Origin of the sequence: Nocardia arthritidis (assembly GCF_011801145.1) — a bacterium.
GTDB lineage: Bacteria > Actinomycetota > Actinomycetes > Mycobacteriales > Mycobacteriaceae > Nocardia > Nocardia arthritidis_A.
The window spans coordinates 8,281,176-8,300,635 of record NZ_CP046172.1; the positions used below are offsets into that span (position 1 = coordinate 8,281,176).

At 68.8% G+C, this 19,460-nt stretch carries 17 protein-coding genes; 5 read left to right on the forward strand and 12 right to left on the reverse strand.

Translation table 11 applies throughout. The annotated features are described in order from the left end of the window. Positions 1 to 3: 3 nt before the first annotated feature. From F5544_RS37430 to F5544_RS37440, 3 genes are all read right to left on the reverse strand, one after another. The gene (locus tag F5544_RS37430) at positions 4 to 606 is read right to left on the reverse strand and encodes a GNAT family N-acetyltransferase (protein ID WP_167477533.1); all 603 of its coding nucleotides are present in this window, start codon (positions 604 to 606) and stop codon (positions 4 to 6) included. A 68-nt stretch (positions 607 to 674) separates the two neighbouring features. Beyond that, a complete protein-coding gene (locus tag F5544_RS37435; protein ID WP_167477534.1) occupies positions 675 to 1,376 on the reverse strand; it encodes a response regulator in 702 nt (233 codons plus the stop codon). Further along, positions 1,373 to 2,923: an ATP-binding protein gene (locus tag F5544_RS37440; protein WP_174867472.1), complete on the reverse strand. Its 1,551-nt coding sequence runs from the start codon at positions 2,921 to 2,923 to the stop codon at positions 1,373 to 1,375. The genes F5544_RS37435 and F5544_RS37440 overlap by 4 nt, the downstream gene beginning before the upstream one ends. Before the next feature lie 131 nt (positions 2,924 to 3,054). On the opposite strand from F5544_RS37440, the gene F5544_RS37445 reads away from it, so the two are divergent. Then, positions 3,055 to 4,404, forward strand: coding sequence for a cation:dicarboxylate symporter family transporter (locus F5544_RS37445; protein WP_167477535.1), 1,350 nt, complete (start codon positions 3,055 to 3,057; stop codon positions 4,402 to 4,404). A gap of 118 nt (positions 4,405 to 4,522) precedes the next feature. Here the strand turns inward: F5544_RS37445 and F5544_RS37450 are convergent, their stop codons facing one another. After that, positions 4,523 to 5,194 carry a TetR/AcrR family transcriptional regulator gene (locus F5544_RS37450; protein ID WP_167477536.1) on the reverse strand — a complete coding sequence of 224 codons (672 nt, stop codon included), beginning with the start codon at positions 5,192 to 5,194 and terminating at the stop codon, positions 4,523 to 4,525. Between the two features lie 93 nt (positions 5,195 to 5,287). Between F5544_RS37450 and F5544_RS37455 the strand changes: the two genes are divergently transcribed. Next, positions 5,288 to 6,718: a flavin monoamine oxidase family protein gene (locus tag F5544_RS37455; RefSeq protein WP_167477537.1), complete on the forward strand. Its 1,431-nt coding sequence runs from the start codon at positions 5,288 to 5,290 to the stop codon at positions 6,716 to 6,718. 143 nt (positions 6,719 to 6,861) lie between these two features. Here the strand turns inward: F5544_RS37455 and F5544_RS37460 are convergent, their stop codons facing one another. The 3 genes from F5544_RS37460 to F5544_RS37470 all read right to left on the reverse strand — a co-directional run bounded on the left by F5544_RS37460 (position 6,862) and on the right by F5544_RS37470 (position 10,371). Continuing rightward, positions 6,862 to 8,172: a cytochrome P450 gene (locus tag F5544_RS37460; protein WP_167477538.1), complete on the reverse strand. Its 1,311-nt coding sequence runs from the start codon at positions 8,170 to 8,172 to the stop codon at positions 6,862 to 6,864. A gap of 108 nt (positions 8,173 to 8,280) precedes the next feature. After that, positions 8,281 to 9,000, reverse strand: coding sequence for a TIGR03089 family protein (locus tag F5544_RS37465; RefSeq protein WP_167477539.1), 720 nt, complete (start codon positions 8,998 to 9,000; stop codon positions 8,281 to 8,283). A 3-nt stretch (positions 9,001 to 9,003) separates the two neighbouring features. Then, positions 9,004 to 10,371, reverse strand: a complete 1,368-nt coding sequence (locus F5544_RS37470) for an LCP family protein (RefSeq protein ID WP_167479746.1) — start codon at positions 10,369 to 10,371, stop codon at positions 9,004 to 9,006. Between the two features lie 264 nt (positions 10,372 to 10,635). Between F5544_RS37470 and rfbD the strand changes: the two genes are divergently transcribed. The 3 genes from rfbD to F5544_RS37485 are packed head-to-tail and all read left to right on the forward strand — an operon-like array spanning position 10,636 to position 13,559. Beyond that, a complete protein-coding gene (gene rfbD / locus F5544_RS37475; protein WP_167477540.1) occupies positions 10,636 to 11,535 on the forward strand; it encodes a dTDP-4-dehydrorhamnose reductase in 900 nt (299 codons plus the stop codon). Positions 11,536 to 11,546: 11 nt separating this feature from the next. Next, positions 11,547 to 12,449 (forward strand): glycosyltransferase family 2 protein, encoded by a 903-nt coding sequence (locus F5544_RS37480; RefSeq protein ID WP_167477541.1) that lies wholly within the window; start codon positions 11,547 to 11,549, stop codon positions 12,447 to 12,449. Between the two features lie 30 nt (positions 12,450 to 12,479). After that, positions 12,480 to 13,559, forward strand: coding sequence for a sugar phosphate nucleotidyltransferase (locus tag F5544_RS37485; RefSeq protein ID WP_167477542.1), 1,080 nt, complete (start codon positions 12,480 to 12,482; stop codon positions 13,557 to 13,559). Between the two features lie 62 nt (positions 13,560 to 13,621). On the opposite strand, the gene F5544_RS37490 is transcribed toward F5544_RS37485, so the two are convergent. The 5 genes from F5544_RS37490 to F5544_RS37510 form a co-directional block, all read right to left on the reverse strand. Continuing rightward, complete coding sequence (locus tag F5544_RS37490) at positions 13,622 to 15,196, reverse strand: carboxylesterase/lipase family protein (protein WP_167477543.1); 1,575 nt, start codon at positions 15,194 to 15,196, stop codon at positions 13,622 to 13,624. 124 nt (positions 15,197 to 15,320) lie between these two features. Then, positions 15,321 to 15,617 (reverse strand): SelT/SelW/SelH family protein, encoded by a 297-nt coding sequence (locus F5544_RS37495; protein WP_167477544.1) that lies wholly within the window; start codon positions 15,615 to 15,617, stop codon positions 15,321 to 15,323. Positions 15,618 to 15,632: 15 nt separating this feature from the next. Further along, positions 15,633 to 16,007 (reverse strand): YchJ family protein, encoded by a 375-nt coding sequence (locus tag F5544_RS37500; RefSeq protein WP_167479747.1) that lies wholly within the window; start codon positions 16,005 to 16,007, stop codon positions 15,633 to 15,635. A gap of 195 nt (positions 16,008 to 16,202) precedes the next feature. Next, a complete protein-coding gene (locus tag F5544_RS37505) occupies positions 16,203 to 16,685 on the reverse strand; it encodes a hypothetical protein (protein ID WP_238846863.1) in 483 nt (160 codons plus the stop codon). Beyond that, positions 16,682 to 19,084, reverse strand: a complete 2,403-nt coding sequence (locus F5544_RS37510) for an AAA family ATPase (RefSeq protein ID WP_238846864.1) — start codon at positions 19,082 to 19,084, stop codon at positions 16,682 to 16,684. Before F5544_RS37510 ends, F5544_RS37505 begins: the two co-directional genes overlap by 4 nt. Between the last annotated feature and the right edge of the window lie 376 nt (positions 19,085 to 19,460).

Genomic DNA, 19,460 nt, shown 5'->3' on the forward strand with positions numbered 1-19,460 from the left:
TCGCTATGCCGCCTCGGCTCGAAAAGTGTTGAGCCGCTGGGTCAAGCGGTCGCGGGCGGAAGGCCATTCGGGGGCGAGCATCGAGTAGAGGACCGTGTCGCGGGAGGTGCCGTCGGGGCGGATGCGGTGGGCGCGCAGGACGCCCTCGCGCAGCGCGCCCAACCGTTCGATGGCTCGCTGCGAACGCAGGTTGCGGATGTCGGTGTGCCAGGAGACGCGTTGCGCGCCAAGGGTTTCGAAGGCGTGCCGGAGCAGCAGGAGCTTCGCCTCGGTGTTCAGCGCGCTCCGCTGCCATGCCGGGCCGAGCCAGGTGTATCCGATCGAGATCGACCGATGCCGTTCGGAGATCTCGTAATACGAGGTGGTCCCGGCGACCTGCCCGGAGACCAGATCGATCTGCGCGAACGCCCGCCGCTCCGGATCGGCGAGGGTCTCGGCCACCATCTGTTCCGCATCGGCCAGGTCGACCGGTGCGCGCCTGCTCAACCAGGTCCAGATCCCGGGATCGCGCCCGGCCTCCAACAACCCCTTCGCATGCTCCTGGCCCAGCGGCGTCAACCGAACGTGCGTACCGACCAGCTCCGTATGCTCACTCCACTCACTCACCAGGCAACGCTATCGAGGAAAGTGGCATTGCCGAATAGCCAATTCCACGGTATTCCGGAAGGCCACTTTCACCGCTCGGACGGCCGCCAGACATATCGGGTCTTCGGACGGCCCGCCCGGCCGTAGTCGGAGCGGCGGGTCACCAGGCCGTCCTCGGCCAGCTTCTCCAGATAGCGCCACGCGGTGATGCGGGAGACGCCGACGGTGGTCGCGGTATCGGCGGCGGTGATACCGTCCGGTGCGCCGCGCACCGCCCGCGAGATCTCGTCGAGCGTCTGCGGCGCAACGCCTTTCGGGGCGGTCGCACGCTGGTCGGGTGTGCGCAGCGCGCCGAGGGCGCGATCGATGTCCTGCTGTGAGACGGCCGCCTCGCCCGCGGGCAGCGCGGCCCGGAAATCCCGATAGCGCTCCAGCTTGTCGCGAAATGCCGCGAAGGTGAACGGCTTCAACAGATACAGCACGACACCGTAGGACACCGCGGTGCGCACCAGCGCCAGATCGCGGGCCGAGGTGATGGCGATGACATCCGGGCGCGGAGCCAACCCGGTCATGGCGGCGGCGACATCCAGGCCGCTCGCGTCGGGCAGGCCGATATCCATCAGCACCAGATCGATCGGCGCGCCCTCCGCGGCCGCGTCGGCGGTGGCGCGCATCGCCTCCCGGCCGGTGTGTGCGACGGCGACCGGAACGAAGCCGGGAATCCGCTCGACATACGCGCGGTGCGCCTCGGCGATCAGCGGTTCGTCCTCGACGATCAGGACACGGATCATCGGTCACCCCGCGGAATCCGCGCGGTCACGGCGCTTTCCGGCCGCACCACGGTTTCGATGACGCCGCCGTAGCGGGAGACCACCCGGTGCACCAGCGCGAGGCCCAACCCCTGATGATCGGCCTTGGTCGAATAGCCGCGCTCGGCGGCGCGGGCGAAGGTTTCCGGGGACATTCCGGGGCCACTGTCGGCAACCCGCACGTAAAGCACCGAATCATCATGCCGTACGGTCACTTCGACCCACCCGGCGGCATTGTCCGTCGCCGCGTCCAGTGCGTTATCGATGAGGTTGCCCACCAGCGTCACCGCTTCGTGCGCCGTCAGCGGCGCGGTGGAATCCAGCGCGGTGTCCTGGGTAACGGTCAGTTCGATACCCCGCTCGGCGGCCTGATTCACCTTGCCGAGCAGCAGTGCGGCCAGCGCCGGATCGCCGACCGCCGCCAGTAGTCGATCGATGAGCGCCTGGGACAGTTGCAGTTCCGCGGTCGCGAACTCCACCGCCTCCCGATAACGCCCTAGCTCCACCATGGTGACGACGGTGTGTAGTCGGTTCGCCGATTCGTGCGCCTGCGCCCGCAGCGATTCGGCGAAGCTGCGCACCGAATCGAGTTCGCCGAGGACACCGCGCAATTCGGTGTGGTCGCGAATGGTGAGCACGGTGCCGAGCGGGCGGCCCTCCCAGGTCACCGGATCCTGGTTGACCAGCAGGATGCGCGAATCGGTGACATGCATCTCGTCGCGAACCAGTCCGGGACCGAGCCGCTGGAACGAGACCGGCAGATCGTCGCGGCGGATCTCGCCGGGCGGCAGGTCCAGCAGCCGCCTGGCCTCGTCGTTCACCACATCCGCTCGGTCGCCCGCGGCGCCGAACACCAGCAGGCCCTCCCGGATCGAATGCAGTACGGCGTCGTGGTGTTCGTACATGGTGCGCAGCTCATCGGGCGCCAGCCCGTGCGTCAGCCTGCGCAGCCGCCTGCTCAGCAGCAGCGATCCGATGGTGGCGACGATGAGCCCGATCGCGGTGACGCCGAGGATCAGCGGCAGCTGAGCGCCGACCTGATCGCCGATCTTGGCCCTGGTCACCCCGGCCGACACCAGCGCGACGATCCGGTCGCCCGCGTAGACGGGCGTCACCGCGCGGATCGACGGGCCCAGCGTGCCCGGGAATATCTCGGTGAACGTCTCACCCTTCAGCGCCCGGTCGATATTCCCGGTGAACGCGTGGCCGATTCGCTCCGGAACGGTGTGCGTGTACCGGGTCCGGTCGGGCGCCATCACCACGATGAAATCCATCCCGGTCTGCTTGCGGATCCGCTCGGTCACCGGTTGCAGCTGCGCGGTGGGATCCGGCGACTGCACCGCGGCTATCGTCGACGGCGCCTGCGCGACGCTCACCGCGACCGCGATAACCTGCTGGCGGGTCGCATCGTCGCGGCTCGACCGCTCCTCCAGTACGGCCAGTCCGGCACCCGCGCCGATCACCAGCGCGAGCACGATCAACTGCAGCACGAACGTCTGTCCGGCGAGCGACAACCGCCCAGGTCTCATGTACCGCCTTCTGCCTTTCCACTGAACGTAATGCACGAAACCGTGACCACCGTCACGATCGCGGCAACCATTCTCCATGGTCAGGCGTACTCCGCCCGATTCGGTACCACGTGAAGGAAAAGCCACCCGTCATGGACACAACGCAACCCAAGCGGCGCGACCGCACCCACTGGCTGTACCTGGCCGTCATCGTCGCGGTGATCGCGGGCATTTTCGTCGGGTGGTTGGCGCCCAAAGCCGGCGAGGCGGTGGCGCCGCTCGGCACCATCTTCGTCAACCTGATCAAGATGATGATCGCGCCGGTCATCTTCTGCACGATCGTGCTGGGCATCGGTTCGATCCGCAAGGCCGCGACCGTCGGCAAGGTCGGCGGCCTGGCCATCGGCTACTTCCTGATCATGTCGACCGTCGCGCTCGGCATCGGCCTGGTGGTCGGCAACCTGATCCATCCGGGTACCGGCATGAATATCGCCAAGACCGCGAAGGCCGGTGCGGAATACGCGAAGACCGCGCACGCCGCGGGCGGCACCTGGGATTTCATCACGAATATCGTGCCGACCACGCTGCTGTCCTCGCTCACCTCGGGCAGCGTGCTGCAGGCGCTGTTCGTCGCGCTGCTCGTCGGTTTCGCGATCCAGGCGATGGGCACCGCCGGTGAGCCGATCCTGCGCGGGGTGGCCAGCATTCAGAAGCTGGTGTTCCGGATCCTGGTGATGATCCTGTGGCTGGCGCCGATCGGCGCGTTCGGCGCGATGGCCAACGTGGTGGCCAAGACCGGCCTCGACGCGGTGCTCAAGCTGGCGACGCTGATGATCGCCTTCTATCTCACCTGCCTGATCTTCATCTTCGGTGTGCTCGGCGCGCTGCTGTGGGCCGTCTCGCGGGTTTCGATCCTGAAGCTGGTGCGCTACCTGGCCCGGGAATTCCTGCTGATCGTCGCGACCTCGTCGTCGGAGTCGGCGCTGCCGCGACTGATCGCGAAGATGGAACATCTCGGCGTGGATCGCACGACGGTGGGTGTCGTTGTGCCGACCGGATATTCGTTCAATCTGGACGGCACCGCCATCTACCTGACCATGGCCTCGCTGTTCATCGCCGAGGCGATGGGCAAGCCGCTGAACCTCGGCGAGCAGATCGGCCTGCTGGTGTTCATGATCGTCGCGTCGAAGGGCGCGGCGGGCGTCACCGGCGCCGGACTGGCCACGCTGGCGGGCGGTTTGCAGAGCCACCGGCCGGATCTGCTGGACGGCGTCGGCGTGATCGTCGGCATCGACCGCTTCATGTCCGAGGCTCGGGCGCTCACCAACTTCGCGGGCAATTCGGTCGCCACCGTGCTCATCGGCACCTGGACCAAAACGGTGGACGTGGACCGGGTGCGCGAAGTACTCGACCGCAGACTGCCGTTCGACGAGAGCACCATGGTCGATCACGGCGACGCGCCCAGCGCGGGTCCGGAGGAGAAGGACCTCGTCACGGCATAGACCTGTTTCCCACCTGATTCGGTAAGACTGGGACGATCCGATCAGGACGAAGGGGCTCGCGCCATCCGCGCGGGCCCCTTCGCTTTTCAGACGCCCGCGGTCTCGTTGGTGCGGGCGGCTACGCCGGGCGTAGGCCGTCGAGTACGGCGCGCAGGCCGCGGTCGAAGCGTTGGCGCGCATCGGCATTCGCGTAACCGGCCAGAAATTCCGCTGCGGGGGTGAGCTCGTCGGCCGCCGCCGGATTCGGCAGTCCGGCGGTGAGCGACTCAACCGTGGAACCAGTTCGGGCCCAGGCAGATTCAGCGAGGGCTGCGCCGAGTACGTAGTAGTAGAAGGCGGTGGTCGCGGATTCCAGTCGCTCGCCGGTGAATCCGGCTGCGGTGAGCACCCGCATGATCGTGCCGAATTGCGCGACGGCCGCGGGGCCCATGGGCGGCGCGGCGCCGACAAGTGCGGCCGCCCAGTGGTGGCGCAGCAGGGCCTCGAAGGTGCGCGCGCCGATGGCGGCCAGTTCGGCGCGCCAATCCGTGCCGGGCTCAGCGTCATTCAGCGTTTCGTCGAATACCGCATCGAGCGCGTATTCGAGCAGATCGTCCTTGGTGGCGACGTAGCCGTAGAGCGTCATCGGCGGGACACCTAGACGATCGCCCAGCTTGCGCATGGTGAGCCCGGCAACCGATTCCTCGTCGAGCAGCGCCACCGCCGCCGCCACGATCTGGTCGCGGTCGAGCGCGGGCCGACCGCGTCCGGGCTTCGCGGGTCGCAGCCATATCGACGTTCTCTCGGGCATTGCCTGAGCATACCGAGCGTCGTACATTGAACGGAGTTCGTACGTTGTACGTAGCTCGTATGTTGTACGAGATCCAATCGAAACGAGGTAGTGGTGTCGGCAGGTAATGCGCGCAAGGTCGATGTGGTGGTCGTCGGCGCAGGGGTGTCCGGGTTGGCCGCCGCACGGCGGTTGGCCGACCAGGAGCGCTCGGTTGCCGTACTGGAGGCCTTGCCGCGCGTCGGCGGGCGCACGCTGACCACCGAGGTGGGTGACGTCGTGGTGGACGAGGGCGCGACGCTGGTATATCCGATGCACCGCAACGTCTTCCGGCTCGCCCGTGCACACGGCGTCGACCTGTTCGAGAGCACTTCCAACGGACAGTTCCAGCTCTATACCGAGGGCGTCTCGCACGGTTTCCACTTCGGCAACGCGCGCGGCATGAAGCTGTTCGGCGTCCGGGCGCTGCATCCACTGCTGCGCGCCGTCCTCTACCTGGCGTCGCGACGAACGGCGCTGCCACTGGCCCCCGAGGCGACGATGCAGCTGCTCCGCGCGATCTCGACGCTGGACGCACTCGCGGCGAAGGTTCCGCCCGAGGCGCCGTGGACCGCGCCCGACGCCGACGAGCTCGATCACCGCACCCTCGGATCCTGGCTGCGCGAACAGGTGCCCGAACCGCAGGCGCGGCGGTTGTTCGAGGCGAACTTCGCGGGGTATCTGCCCGAGTCCACCTCGCTGCTGTACGCCTTGCATTTCCTGCGGACCTGGGGTGGTATCGGCAACCTCTTCGGCACTCCCGCGCAGGTGTACCGATTCCGCGGCGGCGCACAGGAATTGGCCCGAGCGATGGCCGCGACGCTCGGCGCTCGAGTGGTTCTCGACAGCCCGGTCGAGGAAATCGTGCAGCATCCGGCCGGTGTCGTAGTGCGTTGCGCCGATACCGAATTCGAGGCGGACCGGGTGATCGTCGCCATCGGCCCCGCCGGTATCCGCGAGCTGCGCTTCTATCCGGCACTGCCCGCCGATCGAGTGACACTGCAGGACGCCTGGCAGCCGGTGCATGGACGCAAGGTCAATATCGTTTACGCCGAACCGTTTTGGCGCAACGCCGGACTCTCGGGCTCGGTACTGACCGATCTCGACGCGGTCCCTGGACTGCTGGACGTGTCACCACCGGACGGACGCGCGGGCGTACTGGGCGCCTTCCTTCCCGCCGACCGCGGCCCCGCCGATGCCGACGAACGTCGCCGCGCGGTGCTCGCGGTATCCGCCGCGCTGTTCGGGCCGCCTGCGGGCACGCCCCAGCGCTACCTCGAAAAGAGCTGGCAGGACGAGCCGTTCGCACACGGCTGCGAGGGCGCACTCGCAGCCGGTGCGCTGACGACGGCGCGCCGCCTACCGAAAACAGCGGCCGACCGGGTGCACTGGGCGGGTGTGGAGACAGCCGACGCGTGGATGGGGTTCCTCAGCGGCGCCATCCAAGCGGGCGAACGCGCCGCCGAGGAGGTTCTCCAATCGAAATCCCGCCAGCCCATCCGCTGAACGCGGTCAGCGGCCACCCGGGCGCTGCCGATAGCGAATTCAGGAAGATGATCGTCGATATGGCGTTTGCCATTGGCTTTGGCGTTGGGACGATCCGATCAGGACGAAGGGGCTCGCGCCATCGGCGTGGGCCCCTTCGCTTTTCAGACGCCCGCGGTCTCGTTGGTGCGGGCGGCGGCCCGGCCGAGGTGCACCGGCATGCGTTCGTAGCCGTGCAGGGTGAACAGCTGACGGCGTCGAGGCTGCCCGTCGAGGCGCAGGTCGGGGAAGCGCTCGAAGAGGGCGCGCAGGGCGTACGCGCCCTCCATCCTGGCCAGGCTGGCGCCGAGGCAGACGTGTACGCCGCTGCTGAAGGTCAAGTGCTCCTTGGCATTCGAGCGGGTGATGTCGAAGCGCGCCGGATCGGCGAAGACGGCGGGGTCGCGGTTCGCGCCCGCCAGCGAGAGCACGATGGTTTGGCCCGCGCGGATCGGCACACCGTCCACCTCGGCATCGGTGAGCGCGGTGCGCGCGGTGGTCTGCACCGGCGAGTCGATGCGCAGGATCTCCTCGACGGCGTTGGGCCACAGGTCCGGTTCGGCGCGCAGCCGGGCCAATTGATCCGGGTGCGCGAGCAATTGGATGACGCCGTTGCCGATCAGGTTGACCGTGGTCTCGAAGCCGGCGCCGATGATGAGGCTGGCATTGGCCTTCAGCGCGAAATCGTCGAGTTCACCGCCGGTGACCATGGTGCTGAAGATGTCCTCGCCCGGTTTGCGGCGCAACCGCGCGATATGCGCGTCGAGGTAGTCGTTCATCTGCTCCATCGCCTCCTGCGCGCGGCGATACGCCTGCCAGGAGATGCCGACGTCGAGCAGCGGGGACCCCCGGTCGCCCCAGTCCAGGAACATCTCCTGGTCTTCGTCGGGCAGGCCGAGCATTTCGGAGATGATCGCGATCGGCACCCGTGCGGAGAACGCGGCGACCAGGTCGGCCGAGCCGCCGGACGGCAGCGCGTCCAACAGCTCCTCGGTGACCGATTCGACCCGCTCGCGCAGCCTGCCGATGGCGCGCGGGGTGAAGGCCGACGCGACCGGTTTGCGCATCCTGGTGTGGTCGGGCGGATTGATCACCAGCATCGCGGGCGGCTCGACCGGACTCGGCGGCAACGGGAACCGGGCGCCGAATTTCTTCAATATCTCCGGCGTATTGAAACTTTCGACGGTGCGCACGCCGAATCGGTTGTCCCGCAGAATGGTTCGGACCAGCTCATAATCGCAGGTGACCCAGGAGAGCGGGGTGCGCTGCAGCCTTCCCTGCGCCCGCAGCTCCTCGACCAGCGGATACGGGTCCGAGATCCCGCGCGGCCCGCCCATCAGCTGAGCGAAGGGCTGACCGCGCCGGGCCGCGCCGCGCAGCACCAACCGGGGTGTGCCCTGCATCGACAACCAGCGGAACCAGTACTGCGGCTTCATATTTCACCAACTCCATCGTTGTGCGGATGAAATCCACCGTACGGAACCGGATGAAATTGTGGAACGTCCCAGAGGCGGAGACGCACCTATACCGTGGTCGGACTCGGCTCAGAGCTGAGCCGTGACGCGCTCGCTCTCGATTCGCCTGTCCCGCAACTCCGGATCCGGATTCACCACCTGCACCAGCGAGGCCCCGGCCGCCAGCACCGCGACGAATCCGTCGATGAGCTCGTCGGCGGTCTCCCACGGCGCGCTCGACAGCACCCGGTCGCCTTCGGAAAACCCTTGCCGCGCCGCGGATTTGCGGGCCCTGGCGAGCACGTCGGCGACCGGGTGCCCGTCCAGTGCGACCCCGGCGCCCGCGGGCAGGAACTGGTCGCCGTGCACGCGCACCGAGGTGGCGAAATCGGTGATGCCGACCGGCAGATCCCGGACCGGTGCGCCGAGCGCGTCCAGCGAGAGCGCGGCGACCTCGGCGATACCGTCGGTCTCGGCGAGCCGTTCGGCCGTCACCAGCGCCAGGTCGGCGTCCGGGTCGGGCCGCAGCACCACCTCGGTGCCCGCCCACCAGCAGCCGAGCAGTACGGCGGCGGTCTGCCAGTGCGCGGGCAGCAGCACCGCGACCCGCGCGCCCGCGCTCAACCCGAATTCGTCGCGAATCAGGTTCGCGGTCTTGGCCGCCCAGTTCGCCAGGGTGAGCCCGGACAGTTCGATGCGGGCGCCGGTGGCATCGTCGTAATAGGTGACGCGCGGGCCCGCTGGGTCGCGCGCGAGGATCGGGTCGAGCACCGCCTCGGTGAGGGTGTGCGTCGAATCGTGATCACGCATAGTTCAGTTCACACATTTCGGTCCGTTCTGGCCTGCGTCGATCGGTGGGGCGGGTGCGACGGGCGTCGCGCCGTTCGACGCCGTTGCCGACGTATCGAATATGCCGCTCGCCGCCGAGCCCGGACCAGAATAATCGCCCGCCAACACCACGCTCACCGAATCCGCGGACTGGGTGGTATCCGTCACCACGGTCAATCCGCCGAGCGCCTTGGCCACCGCCTTGGCCTTGGGGCTGGTGCTGTCGGCAGCGAGCACCCGGCTGCCCGGTACCGTTCCCCCGGTATAGTTCCCGACATCGCCGGTGCGGAAACCCTTGGCCGCCAACGACTGTGACACCTGCCCCGCCAGCCCGCCGACGGGGCCCGCGTTGTACACGTCGACGGTGACGGTGGTCGGATCCACCCCCACCGGAGCCTCGGGCGGTGCGTCTACCACCGAGGCGACATACTTCTTGACCGCCTTCGGATCCACCCGCACCACCGATTCGCCCGCCGCGGTCTCACCGTTCAGATCGGTCACCGGGACGGTCTCGAACCGCACCTTGCCGCCGGCCAGATCCTTGAGCTGTTGCAGGAAGGCCAGCACATCCCAGTCCTCGTCGAGTACGACGGTGCGACCGACGCCGTCGCTGAGCTGTTTTAGTCGGCCCGGATTGCTGAGCGTCTTCGCGCTGAGTATCTGATGCACCAGCTGTGCCATGTACACCTGCTGGCGCACGATCCGGTCGAGGTCGCCGCGCGGCAGTTCGTGTCGCTGCCGGACGAAGCTCAGCGCCTGCGGACCGTTGAGGCGCTGACGGCCCGCGGGGAAGTTGGCGCCCGACATCCATTCGTCGACCGGGTTGTTCAGGCAGACGTCGACGCCGCCGACCGCATCGGTCAGCAGGACGAAGCCGAGCAGGCTGACCTCGGCGTAGTGGTCGACGGTGATGCCGGTCAGATTGCCGACCGTTTTGATCAGCGCCTGGCGGCCCGCGAGGGTGGCCCGCTTCTCGGCCTCGTCCTCGGCGACGCCCTCCTTGATCAGCTTCAGCCGCTGGGTCTCCTTGGTCGCGCCGTACGCCGAATTGATCTTGCCCATGCCCAGACCCGGTATATCGACGTAGGAGTCGCGCGGTATCGAGATGGCGGTGGCCGACCGGCCGTCGTTGGGCACCCGGACCAGCACGATGGTGTCGGTGTTGGTGCCGACCTCGTCGCCCGCGTGCAGCATGGCGCGCTCGGCGTCGGTGAGCGGATTGCCGTGCGCGTCGGTGCGGCTGTCCACGCCGACCAGCAGGATGTCGGTGGCGCCGTCCCGGCCGCCGCCGAGTCCGAGATCGCCGATCCGCTCGATATTCGAGATCAGCGCGTCGACGCTGTGCCAGGCCATTCCGGTGATGACCAAGATCAGTACCGCGGCGGCGGCGAGGATGGCCTGCCCGGTACCGAACGTGGCAGCGCCGCCGTTCGCGCCGGATGCCGTTGACCGTGCCCAAGTCTGCCGCTGCGGTGACACCTGTATTCCTCTCGACACCCTCTCGACGAATTCGCGAACCGATCTCCCCACGACCGGTAATCCCCGGAGACCAGGCTAACGAACGGACCGGGCGGCGGACTTCAACCGCAGGTGCACCGGCGTGCCAGACTTGCGGCCGTGACCGACCAGATCGCACCATCCCGCCTCGTCGTCACCGGCGCGGGCGGACAACTCGGCCGCGCGCTGCTCCGGCTCGCCGCCGCCCGCACGGCCACCGACTACCCCGGCGCACCGGCCGTAATCGGCTACGCCCGCACCGAACTGGACATCACCGATCCGGACGCGGTCCGCGCGGCGCTGCGACCCGGCGACACCGTCGTCAACTGCGCGGCGTTCACCGCGGTGGACCTGGCCGAGACCGAGGTGGCCGCGGCATACGCGGGTAACGAGACGGGCCCGGCGACGCTGGCCGCCGCCTGCGCCGAAACGGGTGCGCGGCTGATCCACCTCTCCACCGACTACGTCTTCCCCGGTAACGGAAGCTCCCCGTACGAGACAACGGACCCGACTGGACCCGCCACCGTCTATGGAAAATCGAAACTCGCTGGCGAACAAGCCATTTCGGCGATAGACGGCAATTCGACCATCGTCCGCACCGCGTGGGTGTACACCGGAACCGGCACCGATTTCGTCGCCACCATGCTGCGGTTGGAGCGCGAACGCGACACGGTATCCGTCGTCGACGACCAGCTCGGCTGCCCCACCTACGCCGTCGACCTGGCCGCGGGCCTGCTGGAGCTCGCCGCCCGCCCCGACGCGCCGCGAATCCTGCACGCCACCAATGCCGGACAGGCCAGCTGGTTCGAATTCGCCCGCGCCGTATTCGAATTGGCGGGCGCCGACCCGGACCGGGTGCTGCCGTGCGATTCGGCCGCCTTCCCGAGACCCGCACCGCGCCCGGCATATTCGGTGCTGTCGAACCGGTCGTGGGCCGCGGCCGGGCTGACGCCGCTGCGGCCGTGGCGGGCGGCCCTCGCCGACGCGCTCGACCCGGACCAACCCGACGGCGTCGATTAGGCTTGCCGCTCGTGAACCCCGATTCCGCGGCCCCAGGTGGCCTTGTCGTCGTCACGGTGACCTACTCGCCCGGCGAGCACCTCGAGCACTTCATCAGCACCCTCGCCGCGGCCACCACGGAGAAGCCGCAGGTGATCCTGGCCGACAACGGATCGGTCGACGGCGTGCCGGAGATGGTGGCCGAGGCCAATTCGCATGTGCGGCTGCTGCGCACCGGCGGCAATATCGGCTATGGCGGCGCGATCAACCGGGCGGTCGCGGAGATCGATCCGGATGTCGAGTTCATCGTCATCGCGAATCCCGATATCCGCTGGGGCACCGACTCCATCGATCAGCTGCTCGCCGCCGCGCGCCGCTGGCCGCGGGCCGGTGCGCTCGGCCCGCTGGTGCTGGAGCCGGACGGCAGCGTCTACCCGTCGGCGCGGGCCGTGCCCGGTCTGCTCGACGGTGCGGGCCACGCCATCCTCGGCACCGTCTGGCCGGGCAACCCGTGGACCCGCCGCTACCGCCAGGAGAACGAGCAGATCTCCGAGCGCACCGTCGGCTGGCTGTCCGGCTGCTGCCTGCTGGTGCGCCGGGCCGCCTTCGACGCCATCGACGGCTTCGACTCGCGCTACTTCATGTACATGGAGGATGTGGACTTCGGCGACCGCATGGGCAAGGCGGGCTGGCACAACGTCTTCGTGCCCGGCGCGGAGGTCACCCACGCGAAGGGACATGCGGCGGGTCGCAATCCGGCAACTATGCTGCCCGCGCATCACGCCAGCGCGTACCGTTTCCAGGCAGACAGGCATCCGCACTGGTGGCAGGCGCCACTGCGCCTCGCGCTGCGCCTCGGACTTGCGGTGCGCGAGCGGATTGCGGTTCGATCTGCGCTGCGCCGGCAGGCGCGCGAAGCGGGCAAAACGGCTTAGGCAAACAATCCCACCTGGACAGGGGACTCGATGGCAGGAAATGCAGGCACCGACGCCGTGGTTCTGGTCGGCGGACAGGGGACGCGGCTGCGGCCGCTGACCCTTTCGGCACCCAAACCGATGTTGCCGACCGCTGGCGTCCCGTTCCTGACCCACCTGCTGGCCCGCATCGCCGACGCCGGCATCAACCATGTGGTGCTCGGCACCTCGTACAAGGCGGAGATCTTCGAGGAACATTTCGGCGACGGCTCCGACCTGGGCCTCGAGCTCGAGTACGTCACCGAGACCAAACCGCTCGGCACCGGTGGCGGCATCCGCAACGTGCTGCCGCGGCTGCGCGCCGACAACGTGATGGTGTTCAACGGTGACGTGCTCGGCGGCACCGATCTGGGCGCGGTGCTGGATACGCACGAGTCGACGAACGCCGATGTGACGCTGCATCTGGTGCGGGTGAGCGATCCGCGCGCGTACGGCTGCGTGCCGACCGACGAGAACGGCCGGGTGACGGCCTTCCTGGAGAAGACCCCCGACCCGCCGACCGACCAGATCAACGCAGGCTGCTATGTGTTCCGCCGCGAATACATCGAGAAGATTCCGGCGGGCCGCCCGGTCTCAGTGGAACATGAGGTGTTCCCGGCGCTGCTCACCGAGGGCGCACGGGTGCAGGGACATGTCGACACCGCCTACTGGCGGGATATGGGCACGCCGGAGGATTTCGTCCGCGGCTCGGCCGATCTGGTGCGCGGTATCGCGCCGTCGCCCGCGCTGCACGGTCAGCGGGGGGAATCACTGGTGCATCCCGGTGCGGGTATCGCGCCGGGCGCACTGCTCATCGGCGGCACCTGCGTCGGCCGCGGCGCCGAGGTCGGCGCCGGTTCCCGGTTGGACAGCACGGTGGTCTTCGACGGCGCGCATATCGAGGCGGGCGCGGTGGTGGAACGCTCCATCATCGGCTTCGGCGCCAGGATCGGTCCGCGCGCCCTGGTGCGCGACGCGGTCATCGGCGACGGCGCGCAGATCGGCGCCCGCTGCGAACTCCTGCGCGGCGCCCGCATCTGGCCCGGCGTCGACATCCCCGACGGCGGCATCCGGTTCTCCACCGACGTCTAGGCCCTGTGTCGAAGTCCCATCCGGCGCATCCGGCCGGACTTCGACACAGGGCCTAGTCCGGATCAGCTGAAGCCGACGGCCTGTTCGCCCCAGGCCGTGTGCATATCGCGGTCCGGGTTGTCGATGACGCGGTCGACTGTGTCGATGAGCATGGTGGTACGGGTGGCCGGGCGGTACGGCGGCCAGTGTTTCGAGCCGTCGAGCGCGGCGGGGACACCGTGGGTGGCGAAGGCCAACCAGCGCCGCATCATTCGGCCGGACACCTCCATGGCCACCTTGCGCCCGCCCAACCAGAAGGTCGGGTCGTGGTTGAAGGTGCCGAAATTGCCGAAGACATAAGGCAATTCGGTGGCGTGTCCGGCGCCGACCCGGGCCGCGCGCAGCATCGGCGTCGCGTGGTCGAAGCGGTACATCCAGGTGGGCGAGTGGCGGGCGTGCGCGTCGGCGACCCAGTGCGACGGCATCCGGAACGCGGCGTCGGTCGACATCGCCAGTGCGCCCCTGGTCTTGTCGAGATCCGGGTAGGCGGAAGTGATTTCGGCGATCCGCTCATGCGGCAGATCGGGGTGGCCCGCCTCGATATCGCGCAGCATGGCGTTCACCGCGTCCGGCGTCACCGGCATGATCGGCGAGCGGAACAGCCGGAACAGCGAGGCCTCGTCCCGGTTGGTGCCGATGATCAGCGGCACCCGGTGCGAACGGCCGTGTTGGAAGCGGTCGATCGGATAGTCGGGCACCAGATCGCCGTCCACCACCGGCGCGGCGGCCAGCCTGCCCGGTTCGCGCAGCGGCACCTCGTCGAGCAGGATGCCCGCGGCGTCGGTGATGCGTTCGATCGGGCAGGTGAGCAGCTCATCGGTGCGTTCGGCGGGCAGCTCGAGCAGTTCCAGAAAGCGTTGCGCCACAACGGCTGCCCGCTCCCGGCCGAAGACGGTGGTGGCGGGCGGGCTCTGCGCGATCGCCCGGTGGAACAGGCCTGCGGCCTGCGGCGAGGTCAAAAGCGTTGTGACACAACCCGCTCCGGAGGATTCGCCGAATATGGTGACATTGCCCGGATCGCCGCCGAACGCGGAGATGTTGTCGCGCACCCATTCCAGTGCCGCGAGCTGATCGTGCAGGCCCAGGTTCGGCACGAATTCCGGTCCGAGCGATGACAGGTCGAGAAAGCCGAGCGCGCCCAGCCGGTAGTTGACCCCGACCACCACGACATCACCGGCTTCGGCGAGCCTGCGCCCGTCGTAGATGCCCTGTGCCGCGGTGCCGAGGCAGTACGCGCCGCCGTGCAACCACACCAGCACCGGACGCGGCTCGCCGTCGCCCGTCGGCTCCGGCGACCAGACGTTCACCCACAGGCAGTCCTCGCCGACCCGCAGCCCGGAGTCGAGCGGCACCATATTGCCGACGGTCTGCGGCGCGATATCGCCGAATTCGAGGCAGTCGCGGACACCGTCCCAGCCGACCGGCGGGCGCGGCCTGCGGAAGCGATGCGGGCCCGATGGCGGCGCGGCGTAGGGGATGCTGCGCCAGACCGCGACGCGGCCGTCCCATGAGCCGCGGACCTGTCCGTATATCGTTCGCGCGACGGGCGCGATCTCGCGCGTCTCCCAGGTCGGATCGAATTCGATCTGCGCACTCATATCCCGCAACCCTCCTACCGACAGATCGTCGATGGCTGCCGGTTTGCTACTGGTCGGTGCGGTCATCGATGAGCTGTTCTTCGAGGGTACGTCCCTCGTGCAAGCCGGTGCCGAGCGATTTGCCTCAGTCGCCGGGTACAGCCTTGTCGGCGCGCCTGTCGGTGTGTCCGAGATCACGCTCCGGCGCGACCCGATCGCGCACCCGTTGCTTGAGCACCGCGATATCCGGAAAGCCGCCGTCGGCCTTGCGCTCCCACACCTGTTCGCCGTCGACGGTGATCCGGAACACACCGCCGGAGCCGGGAATCAGCGCCACCTCGCCGAGTTCGGTGCCGAAGGTGCTCAGCAGCTCCTGCGCCATCCAACCGGCGCGCAGCAGCCAGCGGCACTGGGTGCAGTATTCGATCGCGACACGTGGCATGGTCGGCAACGCTACCTATGCCTCGATCGCGCCGTCGAGATACGTCCACGCGCCGTCGACCCGAACGAAGCGGCTGGTCTCGTGGAGTTCGCCGCGCCCGCCGCCCGAGCGGTAGTGCGCGACGAATTCGACGGTGCCCGCGTCGTCGAAGGGGCCACCGCGTTCGGTGCGCACGATCTCGAGGAACAGCCAACGCTGACCCGGGTCCAGGGTGAGTTCGCGCGGGCGGGTCCGTGGATGCCAGGACCGCTTCAGATATTCGGCGTCACCGACCGCGAAAGCCGTGTAGCGCGAACGCATCAGCGCCTCGGCGGTCGGCGCGTCGCGCTCGCCCGCCAGGATCGGGCCGCAGCACTCGTCGAATCGCTCACCTCGTCGGCACGGACACATATCCATACCCCCATCCTCTCTCAGCAAACCCTCGGCTCCGATCCGGATGGCCTCGCACACCGAATCACGAAATGAACGTGCAGGTTCCAACCACCCCGTCGAAGGAGCCAGTCATGAAGTTGCTCAATATCCTCAACATTCTCAGCACGGGGTCATCGGCCGCTGCCAGCGGTTTTTCCATGCTCAGCAGCATCATCAGCCTGTTGTCGATGTTCTGACGCCAGCCAGATCGGTTGCGATGCGGGCGGTTTGCTCACGCCAGCGGCGTAACTCGGTGACGCTCGGGGCGAGTTCGTAGTCATGGTGGTGGGCGGCCCGCGACAGGGCCGCCCACACCGTGGCCACCTGCGCGGCCGCCTCCGCACCCGCGAAGAAGCGCAGCGCCAGCAGTTGCGCGCGCATCGGGCAGCGCACCAGTTCGGGAGCTACCCGCAGCCACAGCTCGTCGACCGCCTGTTCCAGCGCGAGCCGCAGAATCCACGCGGTGGCGCGCGACCACAGGCCGCCCGCATCGGTCACCGTGCCGGCGAGCAGCCGGTCCACCGCATCGAGCCGCGCGCCGACCGACGGGCGCTCGGCCAACTCCCGCTCGAGTTCGCGGCGCGCCGAAATTTGTTGGCGACGACCATCTTTCGGCTTGCGACGCCGACCGTCCCCGCGTCTTCGGTCCTCCGTCATTTTGCCAACCAGGCCACGAATTTCTCGGTGTCGGCGATCAGATCCCGCATACCGCGCCCGATCGGCACGTGCGCACCGGCGGTGGCATCGCGCAGCGCGTCGACCACCCAGCGGCCCTCACGCGCGGCGAGATGCTTGTTCAAATCGTCGACCCGCGCGCCGACGCCCATCACCGCGAGCGCGACCATGGCACGGGTGGTCTGCGCCGCCTCGATATGCCGTTCGACCGCGCGGTGATCCATCCCGCCGGACAACAGATTTCGGCGTGCCCTGGCCAGACTGGCCGCCTCGACGGCGGAGCGGCAACAGGTGGCGACGAGTTCGTCGGCGATCCTCGGCGGGAGCTGCGGGGTGCGGACCAGTGAGCGGGCGTCGTCCAGATAGCGGCGCACCGGATCACTGGATACCCGCACCTCAACGACCGAACGCTCGCGCCGCTGCACCTCCAGCACCGTCGCGTCCAACTGCATCCGGCGCACCGCCTCGGCCAGGCGCTCGTCGTGGGTGAACACCACCACCTGTCGGGTCCACGCCACCGTCGCGAGCACCCTGGCCAGGCCGTCGACCTTCGCCGGATCCATTGCCTGCACCGGATCGTCGATCATGACGAACCGGAACGGGCTCTCCTCGACGGTGGCCCGCGGCAGGAACAGCGAGAGCCCGAGCGCGTGCAGTTCGCCCTGGCTCATCACGCCCAGCGCGGCGCCGTCCACCTCGTCGACGGTGACGTCGAGCAGTACCCGGCGCGCGGTTCCGGCGTTGCCCTGCAAGCGAATAGCGCCGAGTTCGACATTGCTCTGCTGCCGCAGCGTATGCCAGACCCAGCGGGCGGTGGTCTCCAGCGGCGCCATCCGCTCGCCGCGCAGACCGGCCGTCGCGGCCTTGAGCCAATCCTCGGCGCGGCGCACGGTGCGCAGCTCGCCCGCGTTGACGGCCACCGCGCGCGCCCCGTCCAGCCAGGTCACCAGGCGTGGCACCAGCGGCGACCACACCTCGTCCAGCCGGTCCAGCTCCTTGCGGGTGCCCTGCTGCAGCAGGTCGAGTTCGTCGACGAGGCGGGCGTGCGCCTGCCGCAGGCGCTCGGGCAGGTCGGGGGTGTAGTCGGCGCTGGTGAGCGCGGCCCATTCGGTCCAGGCCCGGCGCACCGCGTCGGTGTCGACGGTCGGCGGGTTGGCCGGATCGAAATCCAGTTCCGGCGGAACGTGATTGGGCAGTGCGCGGGCGGCGCGCACCGCGCGGTCCAGTTCGTCGCGCGCGGCGCGCAGGGTCTGCACGCGGGTGCTCAAAGCCGCTATGGCGGCGTCGGTTTCGCGGGCCCACGCATGGTCCAGGGTGCGTGCGCCGCATACCGGGCATGCGCAATCCCCCACCACCGCAACATGTTCCCGAGCCTGCCTGAGCAATTCCAGCACCCGCAGGTCGGCTTCGGCGCTCGCGGTGGAGTCGCGGGCGATCACCTTGCCGTACTGCTCGATTCGCTCCGCGACCGCGTCCACCTCGGCCCCGCTCGGCAGCGCGAGCCGGACGATGGCGCGCAGTCCGGCGGATCCGACGGGATCGTCCGCGCCGCCGTGCATTTCGCGATGGATGGCGGACAGATCGGGTTGCGCCGGGCGCAGCAGCGCGGCCATCCGCACCGCGCGGTCGTCGGCCACCGCACCGAGCACGTCGAGCAGTTCCAGTCGTTCCTGACGCGAATCACGTACCGCGCGTTCCAATTCCAGGCGGCGGGCGCGAATCCGCTCCTGCGCCGCCGTCAGCTCGTCGAGGCCGAGCAGCTGATGCAGTGCGTCGAACAGATCGCTCGGCTTACCATCGACCAGCGCGCCCAATTCGCTGTAGGACAGGAACGGCCGGTACAGCTCGAGCCGGGTGGCCCAGCGGTCCACCGCGAACGCGGTCGGCGCGGCGGGCGGGCGCTGTTCGGTCCAGTGCGCATCGGTCAGGTCGGCGTCGGGCCGCCACTCCTTGGCGATGGTCAGCCGCGGCGCCGGGCCGGTGGCGAGCAGTTCCAGTTCGATCCGGGTGGCATCGCCGTCGTGCAGGTTGCGCCAGCCCTCCCGCCATGCGGCGGAGCGGCCGTCCCAGCGGCGGTTCCCACCGGTCAGCGCGAGTTCGGCGGCTTCGGCGAAACTGGATTTGCCGCTGCCGTTGCGGCCGACCACCAGCGTCAGGCCCGGGCCCGGATTCAACCGCAGCGTCGCCTCCCGGCCGATGCCGCGGAAGCCGCGCACCCGGATCGCCTCCAGGAAAATTCCGGTGCCATCGAATTCCGTTGTCTGATCGCCTGACTCGGCGCCGCCGAGCGCGCGCAGCACGGCCTTCGCGACCTCCGCGGTGACACTCGGATCGTCCGCGAGCCGCCGGGCCACCACCTCGGTCAAACGTTGCGTACCCACGCCTTGAATATCCTCGGTGGCCCGTGCGTCCGTGCGCATCAGCGAACCCCCTACAGCGGCCGACCGCAGCACGTCCTCCAGCCCCCGTACGCGGTGTAGTTTGTCGAAAGCTGTGCGAAACGCTACCCGATCGCGTCGGATTCGCCCACTTGCCCGCCGAAGCTGCCCGCGGGGATGGTATTTGGCCATCGAGCGACCGGGGGCCGCGCTCGATGTCCACCCCTCGCCAACCCCGGCGGGCAGTTCGTTGGTGTAACACCCGATCCGGGTGGCTCGGACGAGCCGAACAGGACAGAATGCCAGAATTGGAAGCCTCACCGCAAGATGCTTCGGTCATCGAATCCGGCGTCCGCGCAGCGATTTCCGCGCGAAAGCC